The organism is Gramella sp. KN1008, from assembly GCF_004332155.1.
Taxonomy (GTDB): domain Bacteria; phylum Bacteroidota; class Bacteroidia; order Flavobacteriales; family Flavobacteriaceae; genus Christiangramia.
In genome coordinates this window covers 290,379-309,217 of record NZ_SJDV01000001.1, presented here as the reverse complement: position 1 = coordinate 309,217, position 18,839 = coordinate 290,379, and the positions used below count along the sequence as shown (strand labels likewise).

General features: G+C 41.9%; 14 protein-coding genes and 1 tRNA gene. 10 read left to right on the top strand and 5 right to left on the bottom strand.

All coding sequences use genetic code 11. The features are described 5' to 3' along the window. Positions 1–2: 2 nt before the first annotated feature. From EZJ28_RS01560 to EZJ28_RS01545, 4 genes are all read left to right on the top strand, one after another. Positions 3–1,229, top strand: coding sequence for a hypothetical protein (locus tag EZJ28_RS01560; RefSeq protein WP_131394157.1), 1,227 nt, complete (start codon positions 3–5; stop codon positions 1,227–1,229). 103 nt (positions 1,230–1,332) lie between these two features. Next, positions 1,333–1,899, top strand: a complete 567-nt coding sequence (locus EZJ28_RS01555; RefSeq protein ID WP_131394155.1) for a YceI family protein — start codon at positions 1,333–1,335, stop codon at positions 1,897–1,899. A gap of 85 nt (positions 1,900–1,984) precedes the next feature. Then, positions 1,985–3,262 carry an acetyl-CoA hydrolase/transferase family protein gene (locus EZJ28_RS01550; RefSeq protein WP_131394153.1) on the top strand — a complete coding sequence of 426 codons (1,278 nt, stop codon included), beginning with the start codon at positions 1,985–1,987 and terminating at the stop codon, positions 3,260–3,262. A 95-nt stretch (positions 3,263–3,357) separates the two neighbouring features. Further along, the gene (locus tag EZJ28_RS01545) at positions 3,358–3,642 is read left to right on the top strand and encodes a hypothetical protein (RefSeq protein ID WP_242670045.1); all 285 of its coding nucleotides are present in this window, start codon (positions 3,358–3,360) and stop codon (positions 3,640–3,642) included. Between the two features lie 353 nt (positions 3,643–3,995). Here EZJ28_RS01545 and EZJ28_RS01540 read toward each other — a convergent pair. Beyond that, a tRNA-Gln gene (locus EZJ28_RS01540) sits at positions 3,996–4,068 on the bottom strand. Positions 4,069–4,281: 213 nt separating this feature from the next. Between EZJ28_RS01540 and EZJ28_RS01535 the strand changes: the two genes are divergently transcribed. Together EZJ28_RS01535 and EZJ28_RS01530 are read left to right on the top strand one after the other, a co-directional pair. Then, on the top strand, positions 4,282–7,590 hold the full coding sequence (locus tag EZJ28_RS01535; RefSeq protein WP_131394151.1) for a protein O-mannosyl-transferase family: 3,309 nt from the start codon (positions 4,282–4,284) through the stop codon (positions 7,588–7,590). Positions 7,591–7,689: 99 nt separating this feature from the next. Continuing rightward, a complete protein-coding gene (locus EZJ28_RS01530; RefSeq protein WP_131394149.1) occupies positions 7,690–8,400 on the top strand; it encodes a polysaccharide deacetylase family protein in 711 nt (236 codons plus the stop codon). Here the strand turns inward: EZJ28_RS01530 and EZJ28_RS01525 are convergent. Then, complete coding sequence (locus EZJ28_RS01525; RefSeq protein WP_131394147.1) at positions 8,384–8,680, bottom strand: co-chaperone YbbN; 297 nt, start codon at positions 8,678–8,680, stop codon at positions 8,384–8,386. The two genes, EZJ28_RS01530 and EZJ28_RS01525, sit on opposite strands and share 17 nt — an antisense overlap. A gap of 74 nt (positions 8,681–8,754) precedes the next feature. Then, complete coding sequence (locus tag EZJ28_RS01520) at positions 8,755–9,981, bottom strand: metallophosphoesterase (RefSeq protein WP_131394145.1); 1,227 nt, start codon at positions 9,979–9,981, stop codon at positions 8,755–8,757. A gap of 155 nt (positions 9,982–10,136) precedes the next feature. On the opposite strand from EZJ28_RS01520, the gene EZJ28_RS01515 reads away from it, so the two are divergent. Both EZJ28_RS01515 and polA read left to right on the top strand, forming a co-directional pair. Beyond that, positions 10,137–11,111, top strand: a complete 975-nt coding sequence (locus EZJ28_RS01515; RefSeq protein WP_131394144.1) for an isoaspartyl peptidase/L-asparaginase family protein — start codon at positions 10,137–10,139, stop codon at positions 11,109–11,111. A 107-nt stretch (positions 11,112–11,218) separates the two neighbouring features. Continuing rightward, positions 11,219–14,044, top strand: coding sequence for a DNA polymerase I (gene polA, locus EZJ28_RS01510; protein ID WP_131394142.1), 2,826 nt, complete (start codon positions 11,219–11,221; stop codon positions 14,042–14,044). Between the two features lie 75 nt (positions 14,045–14,119). On the opposite strand, the gene EZJ28_RS01505 is transcribed toward polA, so the two are convergent. Both EZJ28_RS01505 and EZJ28_RS01500 read right to left on the bottom strand, forming a co-directional pair. Beyond that, positions 14,120–16,768, bottom strand: coding sequence for a DUF5916 domain-containing protein (locus tag EZJ28_RS01505; RefSeq protein WP_131394140.1), 2,649 nt, complete (start codon positions 16,766–16,768; stop codon positions 14,120–14,122). Positions 16,769–16,957: 189 nt separating this feature from the next. Continuing rightward, complete coding sequence (locus EZJ28_RS01500; protein WP_165499014.1) at positions 16,958–17,530, bottom strand: DUF5004 domain-containing protein; 573 nt, start codon at positions 17,528–17,530, stop codon at positions 16,958–16,960. 358 nt (positions 17,531–17,888) lie between these two features. Between EZJ28_RS01500 and rplM the strand changes: the two genes are divergently transcribed. Then, on the top strand, positions 17,889–18,344 hold the full coding sequence (gene rplM / locus EZJ28_RS01495; protein ID WP_131394843.1) for a 50S ribosomal protein L13: 456 nt from the start codon (positions 17,889–17,891) through the stop codon (positions 18,342–18,344). Next, entirely contained in the window at positions 18,344–18,730 is a 387-nt protein-coding gene (gene rpsI, locus EZJ28_RS01490) for a 30S ribosomal protein S9 (RefSeq protein WP_131394136.1), read from the top strand. Before rplM ends, rpsI begins: the two co-directional genes overlap by 1 nt. The last annotated feature ends 109 nt before the right edge of the window (positions 18,731–18,839 follow it).

The window sequence follows — 18,839 nt, the reverse complement described above, 5'->3', positions numbered from 1 at the left end:
AGATGAAAACTACTATCCAATATCTAAGTGTAGTGCTTATGGCACTAATAGCGATGCCAGGGATGGCACAAAACCAGAGAGATTTAGATAACTTCCGTTATCGTGATCAAAGAGGTATAAACATGTTCGAAGCTCCAAAAGACACAGCTTCTACTTTTGACGGAGTACATGTAAGAGTAGGTGGAGCTTCCACTATTCAATTACAAGGACTAAGACAGGAAAATTCTTCAGGGGAGGACGATCTTACCGAACTTGGAACTAATTTCAACCTTGCTACTGCCAACCTTGATCTTGATGTGGCATTAGCTCCAGGTATGAGAATGCACTTGAGAACCTATCTTTCTTCTCAACACCACACTGAAGCATACGTTAAAGGTGGATACATCCAGATCGATGGTCTTGAATGGATCAGCGAAGACCTTGCAGGGGTTATGGACAACTGGAGAGTTAAGATCGGACACATGGAGAACAACTATGGTGACGCCCACTTCAGAAGATCTGACAACGCGATGGCTCTTTACAACCCTTTCGTAGGTAACTACCTGATGGACGCCTTTACTACCGAAGTTGGTGCAGAAGTGTACTACATGAATGGACCATGGTTAGCAATGGTAGGATTTACTAACAGTACAATTAACCAAAGTTCCAAAAAAAGCGATAGAGATCCTTCTTACCTTGCCAAATTTGGTTATGACAAGCAAATAAGTGAAGATTTCCGATTCAGATTAACAGGATCTGTATTCCACTCAGGATTCAGACCAATTGGTTCAAGAGGAGCTACACAATACCTATACAGTGGTGACCGTGCAGGATCAAGATACTACAATGTAATAGAGGGTGATTTCAGAGCTGGTAGAATTAACCCTGCCCAAGGAGAAGAACTTACTTCTTTCATGATCAACCCATTCGTAAAAATAGGAGGACTTGAGTTCTTTGGAATCTATGAAAATGCATCAACTGAAGATGATGACTGGAATCAGTATGCAGGTGAGCTTCTATACAGATTTGGTGCAACTGAAGACTTTTACCTAGGTGCACGTTACAATACTGCAAGCAATGATAATGTTTCTGTTAACCGTTTCAACCTAGGTGCTGGTTGGTTCTTGACCAAAAACGTTCTTGCGAAAATTGAGTACGTAAACCAGCAGTATAATGACTATCCTGCCGGAACAGTCTATGACGATGCACAGTTCAATGGTTTCAACATTGAAGCAGTGATTAGCTTCTAATATTTAGAACCTTAATTTCGGGCAGAGTTTTTGAATAAGATCCCCCAAGCTTATTGAAAACTTTGCCCGAATTAATTTAAAGTAAAACCTAAATTCTCCTATCATGAAAAATCTTTTAACGTGCATATGTGGTTTGCTTTTCTGCGCCGGTCTTATGGCACAGAAAGATTTTGATAAGGAAACCCTGAGGATACTTCCGCAAAGCGAACTTGTTATCGTAGGAAGTACCAATGTAAACAAATTTGATTGTCGCTTTGACATAGATCATATCTCCAATAAAAGATCTGTGAAGTACTCCAGCGAAAATGACTGCCTGATATTTCCTGATCTTAAGCTTGAGCTTATCACCAATGGCTTCGACTGTGGAAACAGGAGAATGAACGAAGATTTTCAGGACCTTTTGAAATCTGACCAATATCCCGAGATTAAAATAAAAATAGACCAGGTGAAGCTTATGACAAGTGAATATGTAAAAGCTTTCATCACGGTTGAACTAGCCGGAAAAAAGAATCACTACAGTCTGCCTGTAAATATTGGAGAAGGCAGTTTTAAAGGAAAGTTCCGAATGAACATCCGGGATTTTGCACTTGAGCCCCCAACCAAAGCCTTCGGTCTTATAGAAGTAGATGAAGAGATAGAAGTACAGTTCAATCTTTTTATCGAAAGATAGCCGATAAGCCATCCCCCTAATTTTTTCTATCTTTTCCTAAGGTGTTATAATACCTTACCCGGATAATTTTTTAAAAAAACAGTATATGAAGACCTTAAAAGTAGTCTCTGCCCAGGAAGCGGTGAAGGAAGTGAAATCCCAACAGCGAATATTCTTACAGGGAGCAGCGATGACCCCTAATGTGCTTATAGACGCCCTCTGCCAGCGATATCAGGAGCTTAAGAAAGTTGAGCTCATCCAGATACATACCGAAGGAAATGCTTTATATACCCAGCCTCCTTACCATGAGTCTTTCATAACCAACAGCTGTTTTGTGAGCTCCAATGTGAGACAGGCCGTTAATTCCAACTATGGCGCCTATATTCCTATCTTCCTGAGTGAGATCCACCAGCTTTTCAGGCAGAATATACTGCCCCTTGATTTTGCATTTATCCAGGTCTCACCACCAGATAAACATGGGTACTGTTCGCTGGGCGTTTCTGTAGACGTGGCGCTGCCGGCCATTCAGAATGCCAAAAAAGTAATCGCACAGATCAATCCGAATGTACCAAGAACTCACGGGGACGGGATAATTCATATAGACCGGATCCACTCAGCCGTTGAGGTTGACCTGCCTATCCATTCGGCACATCTTACCGAACCCACCGAAGTTGAAACACAGATCGGGAAACATATTGCGGAACTTATTGAAGATGGTGCTACCCTGCAGATGGGAATCGGCGGAATACCGAATGTGGTTCTGAACAATCTTACCAATCATAAAAGACTCGGAGTTCATACCGAAATGTTTTCAGACGGAGTGCTTCCTCTTATAGAAAAAGGCGTAATCACCGGAGAAGAAAAAGAGATCAAAACGGGAAAGCTGGTTACCTGCTTTGCAGTTGGATCACCAAAGTTATACGATTTTATTGATGATAATCCGCTGGTCCACTTTAAAGAAGCGGCTTATACCAACGATACTGCGATCATCCGACAGAACCCCAAGGTGACAGCGATAAATTCGGCCATAGAGATAGACCTTACGGGACAGGTATGCGCCGACACTATTGGTAAAGTACAGTATTCGGGCGTAGGCGGTCAGATGGATTTTATCAGGGGTGCTGCCCTTTCGGAAGGTGGTAAGGCTATAATTGCCATGCCCTCTATTACCAGCAAGGGGATTTCCAAGATCGTTCCTTATCTTAAAGAAGGTGCCGGCGTTACCACAACCCGCGCTCATGTTCATTATGTCGCTACAGAATATGGAGTGGTAGACCTATTCGGAAAGAATTTGAAACAAAGAGCCAAAGCCCTTATTTCCATTGCGCATCCGGATCATCGGGAGGAACTTTCGAGACAGTCGTTTGAACGTCTGAACTCTTAATTTAAAGAATTCTGAAAACCGTCTGAAAGTTGAGATTCATCATATTTTAAGCCTTATCCCCTCCTTAATTTTACACTGTAATTAAGAGAGCTGTGATGATGAAATTATATACGAAACTCTATAAGGATTTTGAAGAAATGTATCTGGGGTATGCTGCCCTGGCCATTATCGCCTCAAGTTGCTGGGGATCTGTGGCTGCCATGTTCATCCTGATGAACGGACATGGACTATGGAACATGATCCAGTTATTCCTGGTAGTGGCTGTATGTATGGGATTCAATGCCGCAGTTTTAGCTCAGTTACGCACAAAATTTGTTTTTAATAGTTTGATAATTAGCCTCGCTGTAAGCACATTGATGATTATAGCAAATTCAATTTAGCCCCAATTAATTTTAATTAAGTTCAAAGCTGAATTTCCGATTGCCTCTTCAAATATCTTTGTTGGTGATATTTGTAGAGGCAATCTTTTTTTTGAAGGTTTAAAGTCTTAGGGCTAAGGCAAATTCTGAACCTCACCCTCTGAATCCATATTTTACTAATTGGTAAGCCCGAGCGGAGTCGAGGGCAATTTTTAATTTTAAATAGAGAGTAAAATTTACCTCTGACTTTAAACACAAAAAACCAAATTGCGAATTGCAAACCGAAGATCACCCGGATTCTCAGGGTAAACTTCCGGACCAGAATATCAGAAATAAAAAAAGCCTGAACTTTCGTTCAGGCTTTTTGCACTTTGTTGGCCCACTAGGGCTCGAACCTAGACTCTTCTGGACCAAAACCAGACGTGTTGCCAGTTACACCATGGGCCAATGCTTAAATGCGGATGCAAATTTAATACAAAGTTTAATCTACACAAACTTTTTCTGAAAATTTTGCCTGAAAATTATCGAGATTTCAGTGCTAAATCTGCTACCTATTCATTTTCAGATTTTTCCAAAAATATTCGGTTTTATCTTTCGTTTTAAAAGCATTCAGCATTTTATTATTAAATTCGCCACTTTAGTACAACTACACTACTATTTATGACAGATTTTAACTTTGGCAAGTGGAACAAAATTCTGGGCTGGCTGGTTTTTGTTATCGCTTTGACCACATATACGCTTACACTGGAACCCACGGCAAGTTTCTGGGATGCTGGTGAATATATAGCTACCTCTGCTAACCTTGAAGTGGGACACCCTCCCGGAGCTCCTTTCTACCAGATGATGGGTGCCTTCTTCGCTACTTTCGCTCCAGACAATGGCTCGGTGGCATTAATGATCAATTTCATGTCTGGTTTTGCCAGTGCCATTGCCATAATGTTCATGTTCTGGTCTATTACCATACTGGTCCTGAAAGTAGCCGGACCTGAGAATAAACTCACCCCTTCTAAAAAATTAGCCGTACTGGGAAGTTCCCTTGTGGGATCTCTCGCTTTCACCTTTACCGATAGCTTCTGGTTCAATGCAGTGGAAGCTGAAGTATATGCCATGGCCGCCTGCTTTATGTCGGTCATGTTCTACCTTGGTCTGTTATGGGAAAGAGATATGTTCACCCCCCGCGGGAACCGCTGGATCATTCTTATCTCCCTGGTGATAGGACTTTCATTTGGAGTTCACTTTATGGGACTTCTTACCCTGCCGGCAATAGGATTCCTTTATTTCTTCAAGAATTATAAAAAAGTTACAGTAAAGAACTTCATTGTTGCCAATATAGTAGTGGTGGCAGTACTTATGTTCATTTTTAAGCTTCTGCTACCCTATACTCTCACATTCTTCTCGGCATCAGAGCTTTTCTTTACAAACAGCCTTGGACTGCCTTTCAATACCGGAACTATTGTAGCCCTGCTGGTAATTATCGGGCTTTTCTATTTTGGAATAAACTATACCAGGAAAAACAATTTATATAAATACAATACCCTGCTTCTTTGCATTCTTTTTGTGCTTATCGGGTTTTCCAGCTGGATAATGCTCCCTATTAGAAGTAATGCTCCTACGGTGATCAATGAGAACAGCCCTGATAATGCGAGGGAGCTACTGGCATATTATAACCGTGAACAATACGGGGAGACCCACCTCTTCTACGGTCCGCAGTGGTCTGAGATGTACGCGGGACTCGATCCCGAAAATCCTTATGAAGACGCTAAACCTAAATATGAAAAGGATGAAGAGCTGGGCAAATATGTGATCGTTAATGATTACAAGAACGCAAAGCAAAACCTGGATGACGATCATAAAGCCATCCTACCCCGTATGTGGAGCACAGAGCATGCCGTGAACTATATGGCATTCACAGGGCCACTGGACTTTCAGGTAAAGCCTGAATACCAGGGTGAAGAAAGACTAATATCTGCTGTAAATGAATTTAAGACCCAGTTCTCCAGAGGAGAAAGAGACCTGGAAGATTACCATAATTTCCTGAGACAGTTTAGTGATTATCTGGATGTGGAAAAACCCGGTTTCGCTGAAAATATTGCTTACTTGCTGGAATATCAGATCGGCTACATGTACTGGCGTTACTTTATGTGGAACTTTACCGGCCGCCAGGACGATATTCAGGGAAAAGATAATGATCTACATGGTAATTGGCTAAGTGGTATAAAATTAATAGACGAATGGCATCTTGGCTCCCAGGAAGACTTACCCTCAGATGTCAAGAACAACAAGGCGAGAAACACCTATTTTTTCCTTCCGTTTATATTAGGACTAATCGGCCTGGTTTTTCACATGAAGCGTGACAAGAAGAATTTCTGGGTGCTAATGGTATTTTTCCTTTTTACGGGGATTGCCTTAAAAATATACCTTAACGAAAGGCCCTTTGAACCGCGGGAAAGAGACTATGCCCTTGTAGGATCATTTTATGTTTTTGCCATGTGGATAGGTTTCGGGGTTTATGCCTTATTTGACAAGCTTAAGAGATCCATCAGCCCGAAGGTCGTAGCTCCGGTGGTCATCGTGGGGAGTTTGCTGTGCGTTCCTGTTTTACTCGCTTCTGAAAACTGGGATGATCATGACCGCTCCGGCAGGGACACCGCGTTCATTATGGCCAAGATGTACCTGGATTCGGTAGATGAAAATGGAATATTGTTCACTATAGGAGATAATGACACCTTTGCGCTATGGTATGTTCAACAGGTGGAAAAATACAGGACCGATGTACGTATCGTAAATACCAGCCTGCTTGCTACAGACTGGTACATTGACCAAATGAAGCGAAAGGCCTTTGAAAGCGAGCCCGTCCCATCCCAGCTGGAAAATGAATTCTATAACGGGCAGAACGACGCTATATTCCTGAGAGAGGTAACTCAGGATACCATTCCTATCAAAACCTGGATGAATTATATTGAAAATGATGATCCACGCACCAAGGCCGAGCTTCAAAGCGGAACCATGATCAATACGTTCCCGTCAAGGTACGTAAGGATCCCTGTGGATAAACAAACCGTCCTTCAGAATGGAATCGTAGACGAATCTGAAGCCGATGAGATCGTTGATCATATCGATATAACTATAGGAGACCAGATACTCTACAAGAACAGACTTCTGATGCTCGATATTCTTGCCAATAACAACTGGGAGAGGCCTATCTATTTTACCGGAGGCAGCTTTGGAGATGACGATTACCTGTGGATGAAGGATTATCTGCAACTTGAAGGTGTCGCATATAAACTCGTTCCTATAAGAACGCCTCTTGACCCTCGCAATCCTTTTGATATGGGACGTGTGAATACTGAAAAGATGTATAACATTGTCAAGAACTGGGATTGGGGTAATATGGGATCGCCGGATATATACCATGATCCCGAGACCAGGAAGAATAGTATAACTTACAGAAGTAACCTGGCCAGGCTTACAGAAAATCTTCTCAATGAAGGGGATACCATCCGTGCCGAAGAAGTACTTGATCTGGCAATGAAGCATATGCCTGTGGAATATTATGAATATTACACACTGCTTGAACCATATATAAGTGGGTATTACGAAGTAAATGAACCGGAAAAAGCCCGCGAAATATGGGAGAAGGTTACTGAAAAATATCAGGAGAACCTCACCTTTTTCAGCAACTGGGACGTGGACAGGCAGTATATGTATGCAGATGAAATCATTACCGATATGGAACGTTATCGCGGACTGGTAGACCTTCTTTCAGTTTACGAAGACAGTGAGACCGTACGCGAGAAAGCTGAGGAATTTAATAGCTACCTGCGCCTGTTCAAACATTTCTACAGGCAGGATGAGGAGTTTGAAACCGGTACCCCCTCACCCCAGGAACAATTACTGGAAGGGATTGACGGTGCCGCTCCCGCTCCATCGGATATTGATTCCATGGCACTGGATTCGGTTGAAGAGTAAGCATGTTGATAAAATCATTGCAAGTGAAACAAAGCAGTCTTTAATTACTATTTAGGATTGCTTCGTTTGCTGATAATTCCAGCTGCTAACAGGAAGAACATGAAATTCTTTTGGCCTAAATACCCTGCATTACTAAAATGGCTGTATCCTAACAGGGTCTCCCGCATAAACAACCCTGACTCCATCTACCTTACGTTTGATGACGGACCCGTACCGGAAGTAACTCCATGGGTGCTGGACCTACTTAAAAAATTTAATGCCAGGGGCACTTTCTTTTGTATTGGGGATAACGTAGAAAAACATCCTGATATATTCCGAAGGATCATCGAAGAAGGCCACGCTGTGGGAAATCATACCCATAAGCATTTGAACGGATGGAAAACTTCCACGACAGATTACCTCAAAAATATAGAGATCGCAGAAAAGGCAATGCTGGTTCATGCGCATAGCAATACAAGTTTAGGAAAAGAAAAAAGTGAAATTCCACAAACTTCGGGGCCCGACCTAGCAACTCCCAACTTCCCCCTCTTCAGGCCTCCTTATGGTAAAATCAAAAATTCACAGGCGGGCAAACTCCGGCAATCAGGTTACAGGCTTGTTATGTGGGATGTTATAAGTGGTGATTATGACAAGGATTTCTCTCCGGAAAAATGTTACAGGAATGTCACCAGTAATGCAGTGGAAGGGAGCACCATAGTATTTCATGACAGCAAAAAGGCATTTGGAAACCTTCAGCTTATCCTGCCAAAAATACTAGAGCATTATAATAAGAAAGGATTTGAATTCCGAAGTCTTAAAGATATTCTTTAAGCAGACCTATAAGTGTATTGGCATCCTGCTCACCGCTATGTCTCCATTTCATCTCGCCCGATTTGTAGATCATCAGGGTGGGCAAACCTTTTACTCTAAGCGCTTCGGCCAGTTGTGAATTCTTGTCCACATCTATCTTGATCACTTTGGCCTTATCACCCATTGCAGCGGCAACATCTCTTAAAACCGGATGCATGGCCACGGAAGCCTCATTCCATTCAGTATAAAAATCCAACAAGACAGGGATCTTCAGATCTACTAATTCACCAAATTTTGACATAATTCAGGATTTAATTTCAGCCTGTGGCAGCCACAATAATGCCAGCTTAAATCAAATATAGCAAATTCTTCTAATTATGCGGGTTTAGGGCCTTTTTTCAGTTCAATTACACTTATCTCCGGCCAGATTCCCACACGTCCCGGATATGCCAGAAATCCGAAGCCACGATTCACATTTATATACCTTCCAGCCTCCTCGTAGATCCCCGCCCAGTGCTTATACCTATACTGAACAGGACTCCATTTGAACCATCCCGGGATCTCGATCCCAAATTGCATCCCGTGGGTATGCCCGCTAAGGGTTAAATGATAATGTTTATCATGTAACTTTACTTCCTGTTCCCAATGCGAAGGATCATGACTTAAAAGTATCTTGAAATCATTCTCGTCTACACCTTCACCTGCCTTTTTTAGGTCGCCGGCCTTCTTGAAACCCCCGGCTCCCCAGTTCTCCACCCCCACAAGGGCGATCCTTTCACCGTTCTTTTCAATGAAACGGTTCTCATTAAGCATAAGATCCCAGCCCATTTCGGCATGCGTTTGCTTAAGTTTTTCAAGATTCTGTTTCTTAGCTTCGGCACTTTCCCAGTTATGATAATCACCGTAATCGTGATTCCCAAGAACGGAATACACCCCATCCCGGGCATTTACCTGCGAGAATAATGATTTCCAGCTGTCCATTTCAGAAGCCAGGTTATTTACAAGGTCCCCTGTGAACACAACCATGTCGCTATCCTGTTTTTTCAGGAGTTCCACACCATAGGTTATCTTATTCCTGTCATCAAAGCTTCCACTATGAATATCACTTATCTGGCTTATCCTGTAACCATCAAAGGCAGCGGGCAGATCTTCAAAATACAGGGTATATCTTAACACCCTGAAGTTATATCTTCCCCTATACATTCCGTATAAAAGAGAAGCGAACGGAATTGCCGCCAGCCCCAGGGCAACCGTGCTTAAAAATCTTCTTCTTGAAGGAATCGAAAAAGACTCAGACTCTCCGAATAACTTCTGAATAGCTGCAACAGGCAGCCGCACGATATCTTCACCAAGCATAAATATAGCCAGGACGAGCTTTGATACAAAAAAAGCTAAAAAGACTCCTATCGCATAACCCCGTAAACCTGAAAATGTGCCGCCCTGTTCCGGCTGATTGAACTGAAATATAAGATTCCCAATTACCAAAGCTGAAATAACAAAGTATATAACCCCTACCCAGACATTCTTTGTAAAACTTCGTACTACCTGATATCCATAAATATCCACGGCAAAGTAAAGGGCCAGTAAAATGATCCAACGCATCAGCAATTCTTTTTTACGAAGATAAGTTTAATACATTCCTTTTTACTGGCTTCATGATAATTTAAACTGATGGTTTTGCAAACATTATCGATAGTCTGTAAGGAGTTGGACTTTAATTTTTCAAAATCCTATCTTTAAGAAATTTTTTAAAGAAAATGAAAAGAAGAAATTTCCTAAAAAACGCAGGAATGGTGGGAGTAGCCCTAGGCACGGCACCATCTGTATTTTCCCAGACGAATTTAAATAGTATCACCTCCAAAACCTCCCCTATCGCCGTGGCAACCTGGAATTTCCAGAATGCCACCAAAATGGCCGGAAGTATGCTTTATGATGGAGCCAGTGCACTGGATGCCGTTGAAAAAGGAGTGATGGTAGAAGAGGCTAACCTAAAAAACACTACTGTAGGAAATGGAGGCGCTCCAGATCGTGATGGAAATGTTACCCTGGATGCCTGTATCATGTCTCCGGATGGAAATGCCGGATCTGTGGTATATCTAAAGGAAATTGAACATCCTGTCTCGGTTGCCCGAAAGGTCATGGAAGAAACCCCTCATGTGATGCTTGCAGGAGAAGGGGCTCTCCAGTTTGCGATCCAGCAGGGCTTCAAAAGAAAAAATCTTCTCACTCCAGAATCTGAAACAGCCTGGAAAGAATGGTTGAAAAAGAAAGAATATAAACCCATTATCAACATCGAAAACCACGATACCATAGGCATGCTATGCCTGGACCGGAACGGCGATATCGCCGGAGCCTGCACTACCTCTGGACTGGCCTATAAAATGAACGGCCGGGTTGGCGATTCTCCCATAATAGGTGCGGGATTATACCTGGATAACGAAGTAGGAGGAGCGGTGGCCACAGGAATGGGCGAAGCTATCTTAAAAAGTGTGGGAAGTTTCCTTATCGTGGAACTTATGAGACAGGGCAAATCACCCCAGGAAGCCTGTGAAGAGGCGGTAATGAGAACGGTGAATAAAGACCCCGATTACAAAAATTTTCAGATCGCCTTTCTTGCCATGAATAAGGCCGGTGAAGTTGGCTCCTATTGTATCCATAAAGGGTTTACCTATGCTAAATACCACGAAGGAGAGAATACTAACAATCCAAGTTCCTCCTATTTGGAAGAATAATTATAGTCACCTTTAAAATATGACCGCTCAAAACTTATTTCCTAAGGAAGAGTGATTTTATCTTTGTAGTTTTGAACTATTCTCAAATCCATTTTTAAACAACATATATGGCCGAGCAAAAACGCCTTTTTTTACTTGACGCATACGCCCTTATTTTTCGCGGATATTACGCTTTTATAAAGAATCCCAGGATAAACTCCAAGGGCTTCAACACCTCTGCGATCATGGGATTCACAAATTCCTTGTTTGATGTGATAAGAAGGGAAAAACCAGACCATCTGGCCGTATGTTTTGATAAGGATGGCAGCGAGGCGAGAACTGAAATGTTCGAAGAATATAAAGCGCATAGGGATGAAACACCCGAGCCGATACGGGAAGCGATTCCAATTATTCAGGATATTTTAAGAGCTATGCATATCCCGGTTGTGGAATGCTCAGGGATGGAAGCCGATGATATTATAGGAACCCTGGCCAAACAGGCAGAAAAAGAGGGCTACAAGGTTTATATGGTAACCCCTGATAAGGATTTTGCCCAGTTGGTATCTGAAAATATCTTTATGTACCGACCCGCAAGAATGGGTAATGGGATCGAGATCTGGGGAATCCCCGAAGTGCAGAAAAAATTTGAGGTAGAAACCCCTGATCAGGTCGTGGATTTTCTTGGGATGATGGGTGACTCTGCAGATAATATCCCAGGGCTTCCGGGAGTTGGTGAAAAAACCGCCAAGAAATTCATAAAACAGTTTGGCAGCATGGAAGGCCTGCTGGAAAATACCGATAAGCTTAAGGGCAAGATGAAAGAAAAGGTGATCGAAAATGCTGAACTCGGTCGACTTTCAAAAAAGCTTGCCAGGATCTTTACCAATTGTGATGTTCAGTTTCATGCCGAAGATTATGAACTCTCCATGCCTGATGGTGAAAAGGTTCAGAAGATCTTTGACGAACTTGAATTCAGAAGACTAAAGGATCAGTTTATAAAACTTTTCAGCGGAGAGGAAGATACGCCTCAAACACAGGTAACCAATTCACCTTCTGCAAAAAAGAATGCCCAGGTTGCAGGCGCCGGCCAGTTCTCTCTATTTGGTGATGAAGGCGAAGCCATAGAACGAACATCCTCCCGTAAGACACTAAAAGATACTGCTCATATGTACCAGTCATTGAATACCTCAATGGCTCGAGGCATATTTATGGAAAAACTCCTGAAACAAAAAAGCGTATGTTTTGATACAGAAACCACAAGTTTAAATCCGCTTGAGGCAGAACTGGTAGGGATTGCCTTTTCATGGGAAGCGGGTAAAGGTTTCTATCTTCCATTTCCGGCGGAAAGGGAAGGTGCACAGAAACTTATCGAAGAGCTTCGTGAATTCTTTGAAAATGAAAATATTGAAAAGATAGGCCAGAACCTCAAATATGATATCGAGGTGCTACATAAATATAAGGTAGAGATCAAAGGTGCATTATTTGATACCATGATCGCGCATTATCTTATAAATCCGGATATGCGTCATAATATGGATGTGCTGGCCGAAACTTATCTTAACTATACGCCACAACCAATTTCAGAACTGATTGGTAAAAAAGGGAAGAACCAGGGCAGTATGCGCGATGTGCCTCTAGAAAAACAAACCGAATACGCGGCAGAAGATGCCGATATCACCTTTCAGTTAAAGAACTTCTTTGAAAAAGAACTGGAAGAGGCCAAGACCCGAAAGCTATTCGATGAAATTGAGATTCCCTTAGTTGAAGTCCTTGCCGATATGGAGATCGAAGGAATAAAACTGGATGAAGCATACCTTAAATCACTTTCTGACGCTCTTTCTTCAGACATCAAAGAACTTGAAACAAAGATATACGAAGCTGCAGGTGAAGAATTCCTTATTAGCTCTCCGAAACAGCTTGGAGTGATCCTGTTCGAGAAAATGGCGATCGCGAAAAAGCCTAAAAAGACCAAAACGGGCCAGTATTCAACCAGTGAAGATGTGCTGTCAGCCCATTTAAAGGATAATCCTATTATTCAGCACGTGCTTGATTACCGCGGACTGGTAAAACTTCAGAATACCTACGTAGACGCACTGCCAGGCCAGGTAGAAAAGACCACCGGAAGAGTTCATACAGACTATGTTCAGACCATTGCCGCAACCGGTAGGTTGAGCTCGAACAATCCAAACCTGCAAAATATTCCCATTAGAACGGAAAGAGGAAGACAGGTTAGAAAGGCGTTCGTTCCACGGGACGAAAACTATGTTCTGCTTGCAGCCGATTATTCGCAGATAGAACTCAGGATCATCGCTGCCCTCAGCAAGGAAGAAAATATGATCAGAGCCTTCCAGGAGGGAGAAGACATTCATGCCTCAACAGCTGCTAAAGTTTTCAATGTTCCAATTGAAGAAGTGACAAGAGAACAACGTAGCAATGCCAAAACGGTTAATTTTGGTATCATCTACGGGGTATCTGCATTCGGATTGAGTAACCAGACAAGTCTTTCCCGAAGCGAAGCAAAGGAACTTATCGACACTTATTACAGGACCTACCCGAAACTCAGCAATTTTATTGGCGATCAGATAGAATTTGCCAGGGAACACGGCTACGTTTCTACAGTTCTTGGACGAAGAAGATATCTAAAAGATATCAATTCAAGAAACGCTGTGGTAAGAGGAGCAGCTGAAAGGAACGCTGTTAATGCGCCTATCCAGGGAAGCGCTGCCGATATAATCAAACTGGCGATGATCAATATTCACAGAAAGCTCAAGGAGGAAAATTACAGAACCAAAATGCTGCTTCAGGTTCATGATGAACTTGTATTTGATGCGCACAGGGACGAACTGGAAAAGGTAAAAACCATGATCAAATCTGAAATGGAAAATGCCTATAAACTGGAAGTCCCCCTGGATGTTGATCTTGGTGTTGGGGAAAACTGGCTGGAAGCGCATTAAGATTAGAAATATGAAAATAGAAGTACGAAGTATGAACAATGACTTGTCTTACTTCGTACTTCTAAAACCTAATATCTAAAGTATAAACCTGTAGGTCGCTTTGATAAGAAATGTATTCTGTGGTTTTTGCCTTAACAACTGATTATCTACAATAGCGCTGAAACCATTATTTACATCACCCAGTCCGTTAACTCCCTGTGACCAGACCAGATAAATCTCACTCCCGGGAATATACTCCCAGCGGGCAACCAGGTTTGACCTGAACTGTACAAAAGCGAAATCGGGATTGTTTATACTATAGTCAGTTACATTATCCCTGTTCTCATCGATCAGATAGGCATCATTTTCAAAAGACACCTGATCTTCATCGTACCACGAGACTCTTTTATTCAGATCTTCAGCAGTGGCATCAACAACATAGTTCAGGTTTGAATAATCAGCCTTAAAAATAAATGGCTGACCGTAATACTGAATGGTAAGGTTAGGATTAATATTATAATTCAATCTAAAAGTAGCACTCAGGGTTTCCTGATCAATTTCACCCAAAATATATCTTTCAGTATTATTGAATGACCTTTGGGCCACGTACTGAGTCTTATTTGGATTCTGCTCATATTCCAGATTAAGAGACAGGCTCAGGGCATTTAATGGCTGGTAGCGCGTTCTGAATACATATCTTTTAAAACTGAAGGCATCCTGGGTAGCCTGTGAATTCACATACCCCAGATCAAAGCTCATTTTCTTCCGTCTGTCGGTACCCGAGAATACATAAAAATAATTTTCCTCGTTGAAGCGCCACCTGGGTCCTCCTCTTAGAAATGAGTTAATGAAGATCCTTGGTTTATGGGCGGCGCCAAACTCACTCCACCAGTTATTCTTATAATTTATAAAGCCTTTTGTTTCGTACTGAACCCTATTGTAATTTCCATCAAAATCGAAAGAGGTCATTTGTTCCAGGCCAATAGTAGCTCTCCTAAACCAGCTGGTAGGCTTGTTAAATAATCGGCGAACTTCCGCATATTGTCTTATGTCATCGGCCTGTCTCAAAAAACCTATATCATTGGTTTCGAGTTCTGGAGAAAGCCATTTTCCTCCTGCGCTGTACCGCCAGTTACCACCTCCGCCTTTACCTATTTCAATACGGCCTCCGGTGCCGGTGAGTGAGGTTCGAGTTGGATCTACATATACATGACCAGCATCTACACGTTGGAAAAGATGAGTTATGGAATTTTGAGTATTTTGAATGGCCTCGGCACTACCCCTTACATGACTCATAACCGCATTCCCTTCAACATAATACTTCCGGTCTTTCCAGTTATGTTTGAAATCCATTCCGCCTGAATAGGCCTGGGTATGAAGAAAGCTCAGATCATCTTCAATGTTCCGGTGTGTGGAAGTGAACATTCCTCCTATATAACTGTTACGGTCATTAAAATCTTTCTGGATACGCCCCACAAAATAATTGGTAAGAGGCTCTACCAGTTTTTCGGTCTCGCTGCCATCGTCATTCACCACTTCGGCGAACTCTCTCCCAGTGACTGACTCCAATACACCAATGGTCCATCCGTTCTGGGTCTTCCCGCTAAACTTGGCAGCACCGAGGATCGTAGTGTTATTAGGCTGGTCTACATAAGCTGTATTAGGTCCAACCGCAGATCCCTGCGGAGTTCTCCCTATTCTCCGGGAAAAGAAAAGATTGTCCTGTGTATTGGCGAAACTGTAATCAAATACACTTTTATTCTCCACAAAGAACGGCCTTCTTTCTTCAAAGAAAATTTCGAATCCATCAAGCGAAACCGCTCCCGGATCAGCTTCCACCTGTCCAAAATCAGGATTTATAGTAAGGTCTACTGTAAGATCGTTGGTCACTCCTATCTTGGCATCCAATCCGGCGGTAAGATCACCGTCCCGCCCATCTCTAAATGGGTTTCCGGACTCTGCTTCGTAAGAACTGTATTTTCCAACAGAGTATGGTTGTATCTCCAGCTGTTTCTGGGGTTTTAAGTTTTTCAATCCTCGAAGCTCTCCGAAAGAACTTACCCAGCCGGCAGGATTCGCGGGTACAGGCTGCCAGGTAGATCTTTCCTCATTATTGAAATAACGCCTGGTAGACTGGATTCCCCATACCTGATCTCCTTCAGCGCTAAACCTTAACTGACTAAGAGGAATTTTAATTTCTGCAGTCCAGCCTTCATCATCTATATTTGTCTTTAAATACCAGATTGGATTCCAGCTGGGATCAAAATTGCCATTATTAGACACGAATTCATCACCCTTAACTCCACTTGCAGACATGGTGAATGAAAAGGCTGTACGATCGTCGTTGTAACTATCAATATTAAGTTCCACCCAGTCACCCGGGAAATCGTCCCGGCGTCCCATTCGCTGAACTATCATTTCCGGATTTGGCTCATAGCATCGAAAAGCTGCGTAGAGGTTGTTATCGTCATATACGATTTTCATTTTGGTCTGATAGGTGGGGGGCGTGCTATTATCGGGCTCCCACTCTACATAATCTGAGGTCCATTCAACAGCATCCCATGCGGTATCGTCTATAATCCCATCTATTTGAATGGGTTCTTTTCCTGAAACCGAGGTTGTAGTATATGTTCTTTTAGCCAGGCTAAAATTTGGAGCTGTTTTTTCCGAATTTCCCTGAGCGTTAACATTCAGATAAGAAAATGTAAGAAGTAGGATAAAAAATCCAGGTTTGATGAAGTTCATTCTTTATTGATATTTGATTGATGGTTTGTTAAAAGACGGTCTCCGTTTGAAAATGTGACAAAATTTCAAGCCTTTTGATCTTTTTTTAACATTTAAGCCTGCAAAATTAATATAATTAATTAAAAAAACCTCACAGATAAGTACCTGTGAGGTTTTCCAACTAACACTAAAAACTACAATTAGGCCAGACTATTCAGCTTTAGTATACTCCAGCTCTAAAATTCTTATTTCTGAAGCCTGGGTATCTCCAGGATCATTTACGTACTGGTCTGATTCAATTTTGGTGACATCAAAAGTGAAGGTATTACTAGTCATATCAATAGCCTTGGTATGAGTATAAGTAGAACCATTGATATCCATCGTAAGGATAAGATTATCGTTTTCCACTTTCCAGGTACCTGTATCTATCCTGTCGGCTATACAGGCGAACTGGTCACCATTGCCGCCAGCCTCAAAGGTCATGGTGGCATTGTTAGTAGTAAACGTGGCATCACTGTAAAATGTTATACTCATATTGTTAAAACATGAGGTCTCATCCAGTAAATTGGTACTGTAATTTGCGTCCTGGTTTAAGTTCACCGCCGTGTCAGCTACCATTCGCGACAACTCCCAGTGACCAATAAGGTCATTGGAACTAATAGTGGCATTACTAACTTTAAGAAGTTCATCTTCCATATAGGCTTCTTCTTTGCTACAGCTCCATACAAGCAAAGAAACAAGTGCTAAAAAAGCTAACCTTTTAGTTTCTAATACATTTATCATCTTCATCTGGTTTAGAATTGGGATGCAAACTTAAAAAAGGATAACAGATTTTATGACTTTTTTAACACTTAAAATTGCCTTTAAACGATTTTTAACGCACTTTATCGAATATATAATCTATAGATGATCCGAAAAACCTTAAAAAGACATCGGTTTAGTAAGGTATTTTTTATATACCGGACATTGAAATTTAACACCTTCAGATTCTATTGAAAATCAGTCCGTTCAAGATTAACAAAATAATCTTTCCCCTATTTGCTATATGAATTTATAATTGTACATTTGCACCCCTGTTTTCCCGATTGAGATCCGGGCAAACGGGATTGGAATGTTTAATAATCAAGTAAAATCAATTGGTGTGGACACATTAAGTTACAAAACAGTATCGGCCAATAAGGCCACCAGAACCAAAGAATGGGTTGTGGTAGATGCTGAAGGACAATCATTGGGTCGTCTTGCCTCCAGAGTAGCATACCTGCTTCGAGGAAAGCATAAGCCTAATTTCACCCCACATGTTGACTGCGGAGACAATGTAATTGTACTTAACGCAGTAGGAGTTAACCTTACAGGAAAGAAATGGGACGCGAAAGAATACATCCGTCACACAGGTTACCCGGGTGGGCAGAGAAGCCTTACAGCTTCAGAATTATTCAACAAGCATCCAGAAAGACTTGTTGAGAAAGCCGTTAAAGGCATGCTTCCAAAGAACAAACTTGGAGCAGATTTATTCAGAAATCTAAAGGTTTATGCAGGATCTGAGCACGATCACGAAGCGCAAAAACCTAAAACTATTAACTTAAACGACATTAAGTAATGGAGGTAATTCACAAAATTGGCCGTAGAAAGACTGCTGTGGCCCGTGTATATGTTTCAGAAGGAAAAGGAAACATTACCGTAAACAAGAAAGACCTTAAAGATTACTTCACAACTGGTACACTTTTATATAAAGTAAATCAGCCATTGATGCTTACCGAAAACGAAGGGAACTTCGACGTTAATATTAACGTATACGGTGGTGGTATCACTGGACAGGCTGAAGCAATCCGTCTTGCACTTTCCAGAGCTATGGTAGAACTGGATGCAGAAAACCACGGTGCTCTTAAGCCGGAAGGTCTTCTTACTAGAGATCCACGTATGGTAGAACGTAAGAAATACGGTCAGAAGAAAGCCCGTAAGAAATTCCAGTTCTCTAAACGTTAATATTATTTCCCGGTTATTATACCGGAATGTTCTTAAAAAAATTAATCAATTTGTTGTTACTCTGTTCATGCCGAACAGGGGTTAGTTTAGCATCTAAACGCACAGGGCC

What these genes read in the sequence shown, in the direction of transcription:
- EZJ28_RS01560 (WP_131394157.1), top strand. Translation starts at nt 3, where the DNA reads ATGAAAACTACTATCCAATATCTAAGTGTAGTGCTTATGGCACTAATA.
- EZJ28_RS01555 (WP_131394155.1), top strand. Translation starts at nt 1,333, where the DNA reads ATGAAAAATCTTTTAACGTGCATATGTGGTTTGCTTTTCTGCGCCGGT.
- EZJ28_RS01550 (WP_131394153.1), top strand. Translation starts at nt 1,985, where the DNA reads ATGAAGACCTTAAAAGTAGTCTCTGCCCAGGAAGCGGTGAAGGAAGTG.
- EZJ28_RS01545 (WP_242670045.1), top strand. Translation starts at nt 3,358, where the DNA reads ATGATGAAATTATATACGAAACTCTATAAGGATTTTGAAGAAATGTAT.
- EZJ28_RS01535 (WP_131394151.1), top strand. Translation starts at nt 4,282, where the DNA reads ATGACAGATTTTAACTTTGGCAAGTGGAACAAAATTCTGGGCTGGCTG.
- EZJ28_RS01530 (WP_131394149.1), top strand. Translation starts at nt 7,690, where the DNA reads ATGAAATTCTTTTGGCCTAAATACCCTGCATTACTAAAATGGCTGTAT.
- EZJ28_RS01525 (WP_131394147.1), bottom strand. Translation starts at nt 8,680, where the DNA reads ATGTCAAAATTTGGTGAATTAGTAGATCTGAAGATCCCTGTCTTGTTG.
- EZJ28_RS01520 (WP_131394145.1), bottom strand. Translation starts at nt 9,981, where the DNA reads ATGCGTTGGATCATTTTACTGGCCCTTTACTTTGCCGTGGATATTTAT.
- EZJ28_RS01515 (WP_131394144.1), top strand. Translation starts at nt 10,137, where the DNA reads ATGAAAAGAAGAAATTTCCTAAAAAACGCAGGAATGGTGGGAGTAGCC.
- polA (WP_131394142.1), top strand. Translation starts at nt 11,219, where the DNA reads ATGGCCGAGCAAAAACGCCTTTTTTTACTTGACGCATACGCCCTTATT.
- EZJ28_RS01505 (WP_131394140.1), bottom strand. Translation starts at nt 16,768, where the DNA reads ATGAACTTCATCAAACCTGGATTTTTTATCCTACTTCTTACATTTTCT.
- EZJ28_RS01500 (WP_165499014.1), bottom strand. Translation starts at nt 17,530, where the DNA reads ATGATAAATGTATTAGAAACTAAAAGGTTAGCTTTTTTAGCACTTGTT.
- rpsI (WP_131394136.1), top strand. Translation starts at nt 18,344, where the DNA reads ATGGAGGTAATTCACAAAATTGGCCGTAGAAAGACTGCTGTGGCCCGT.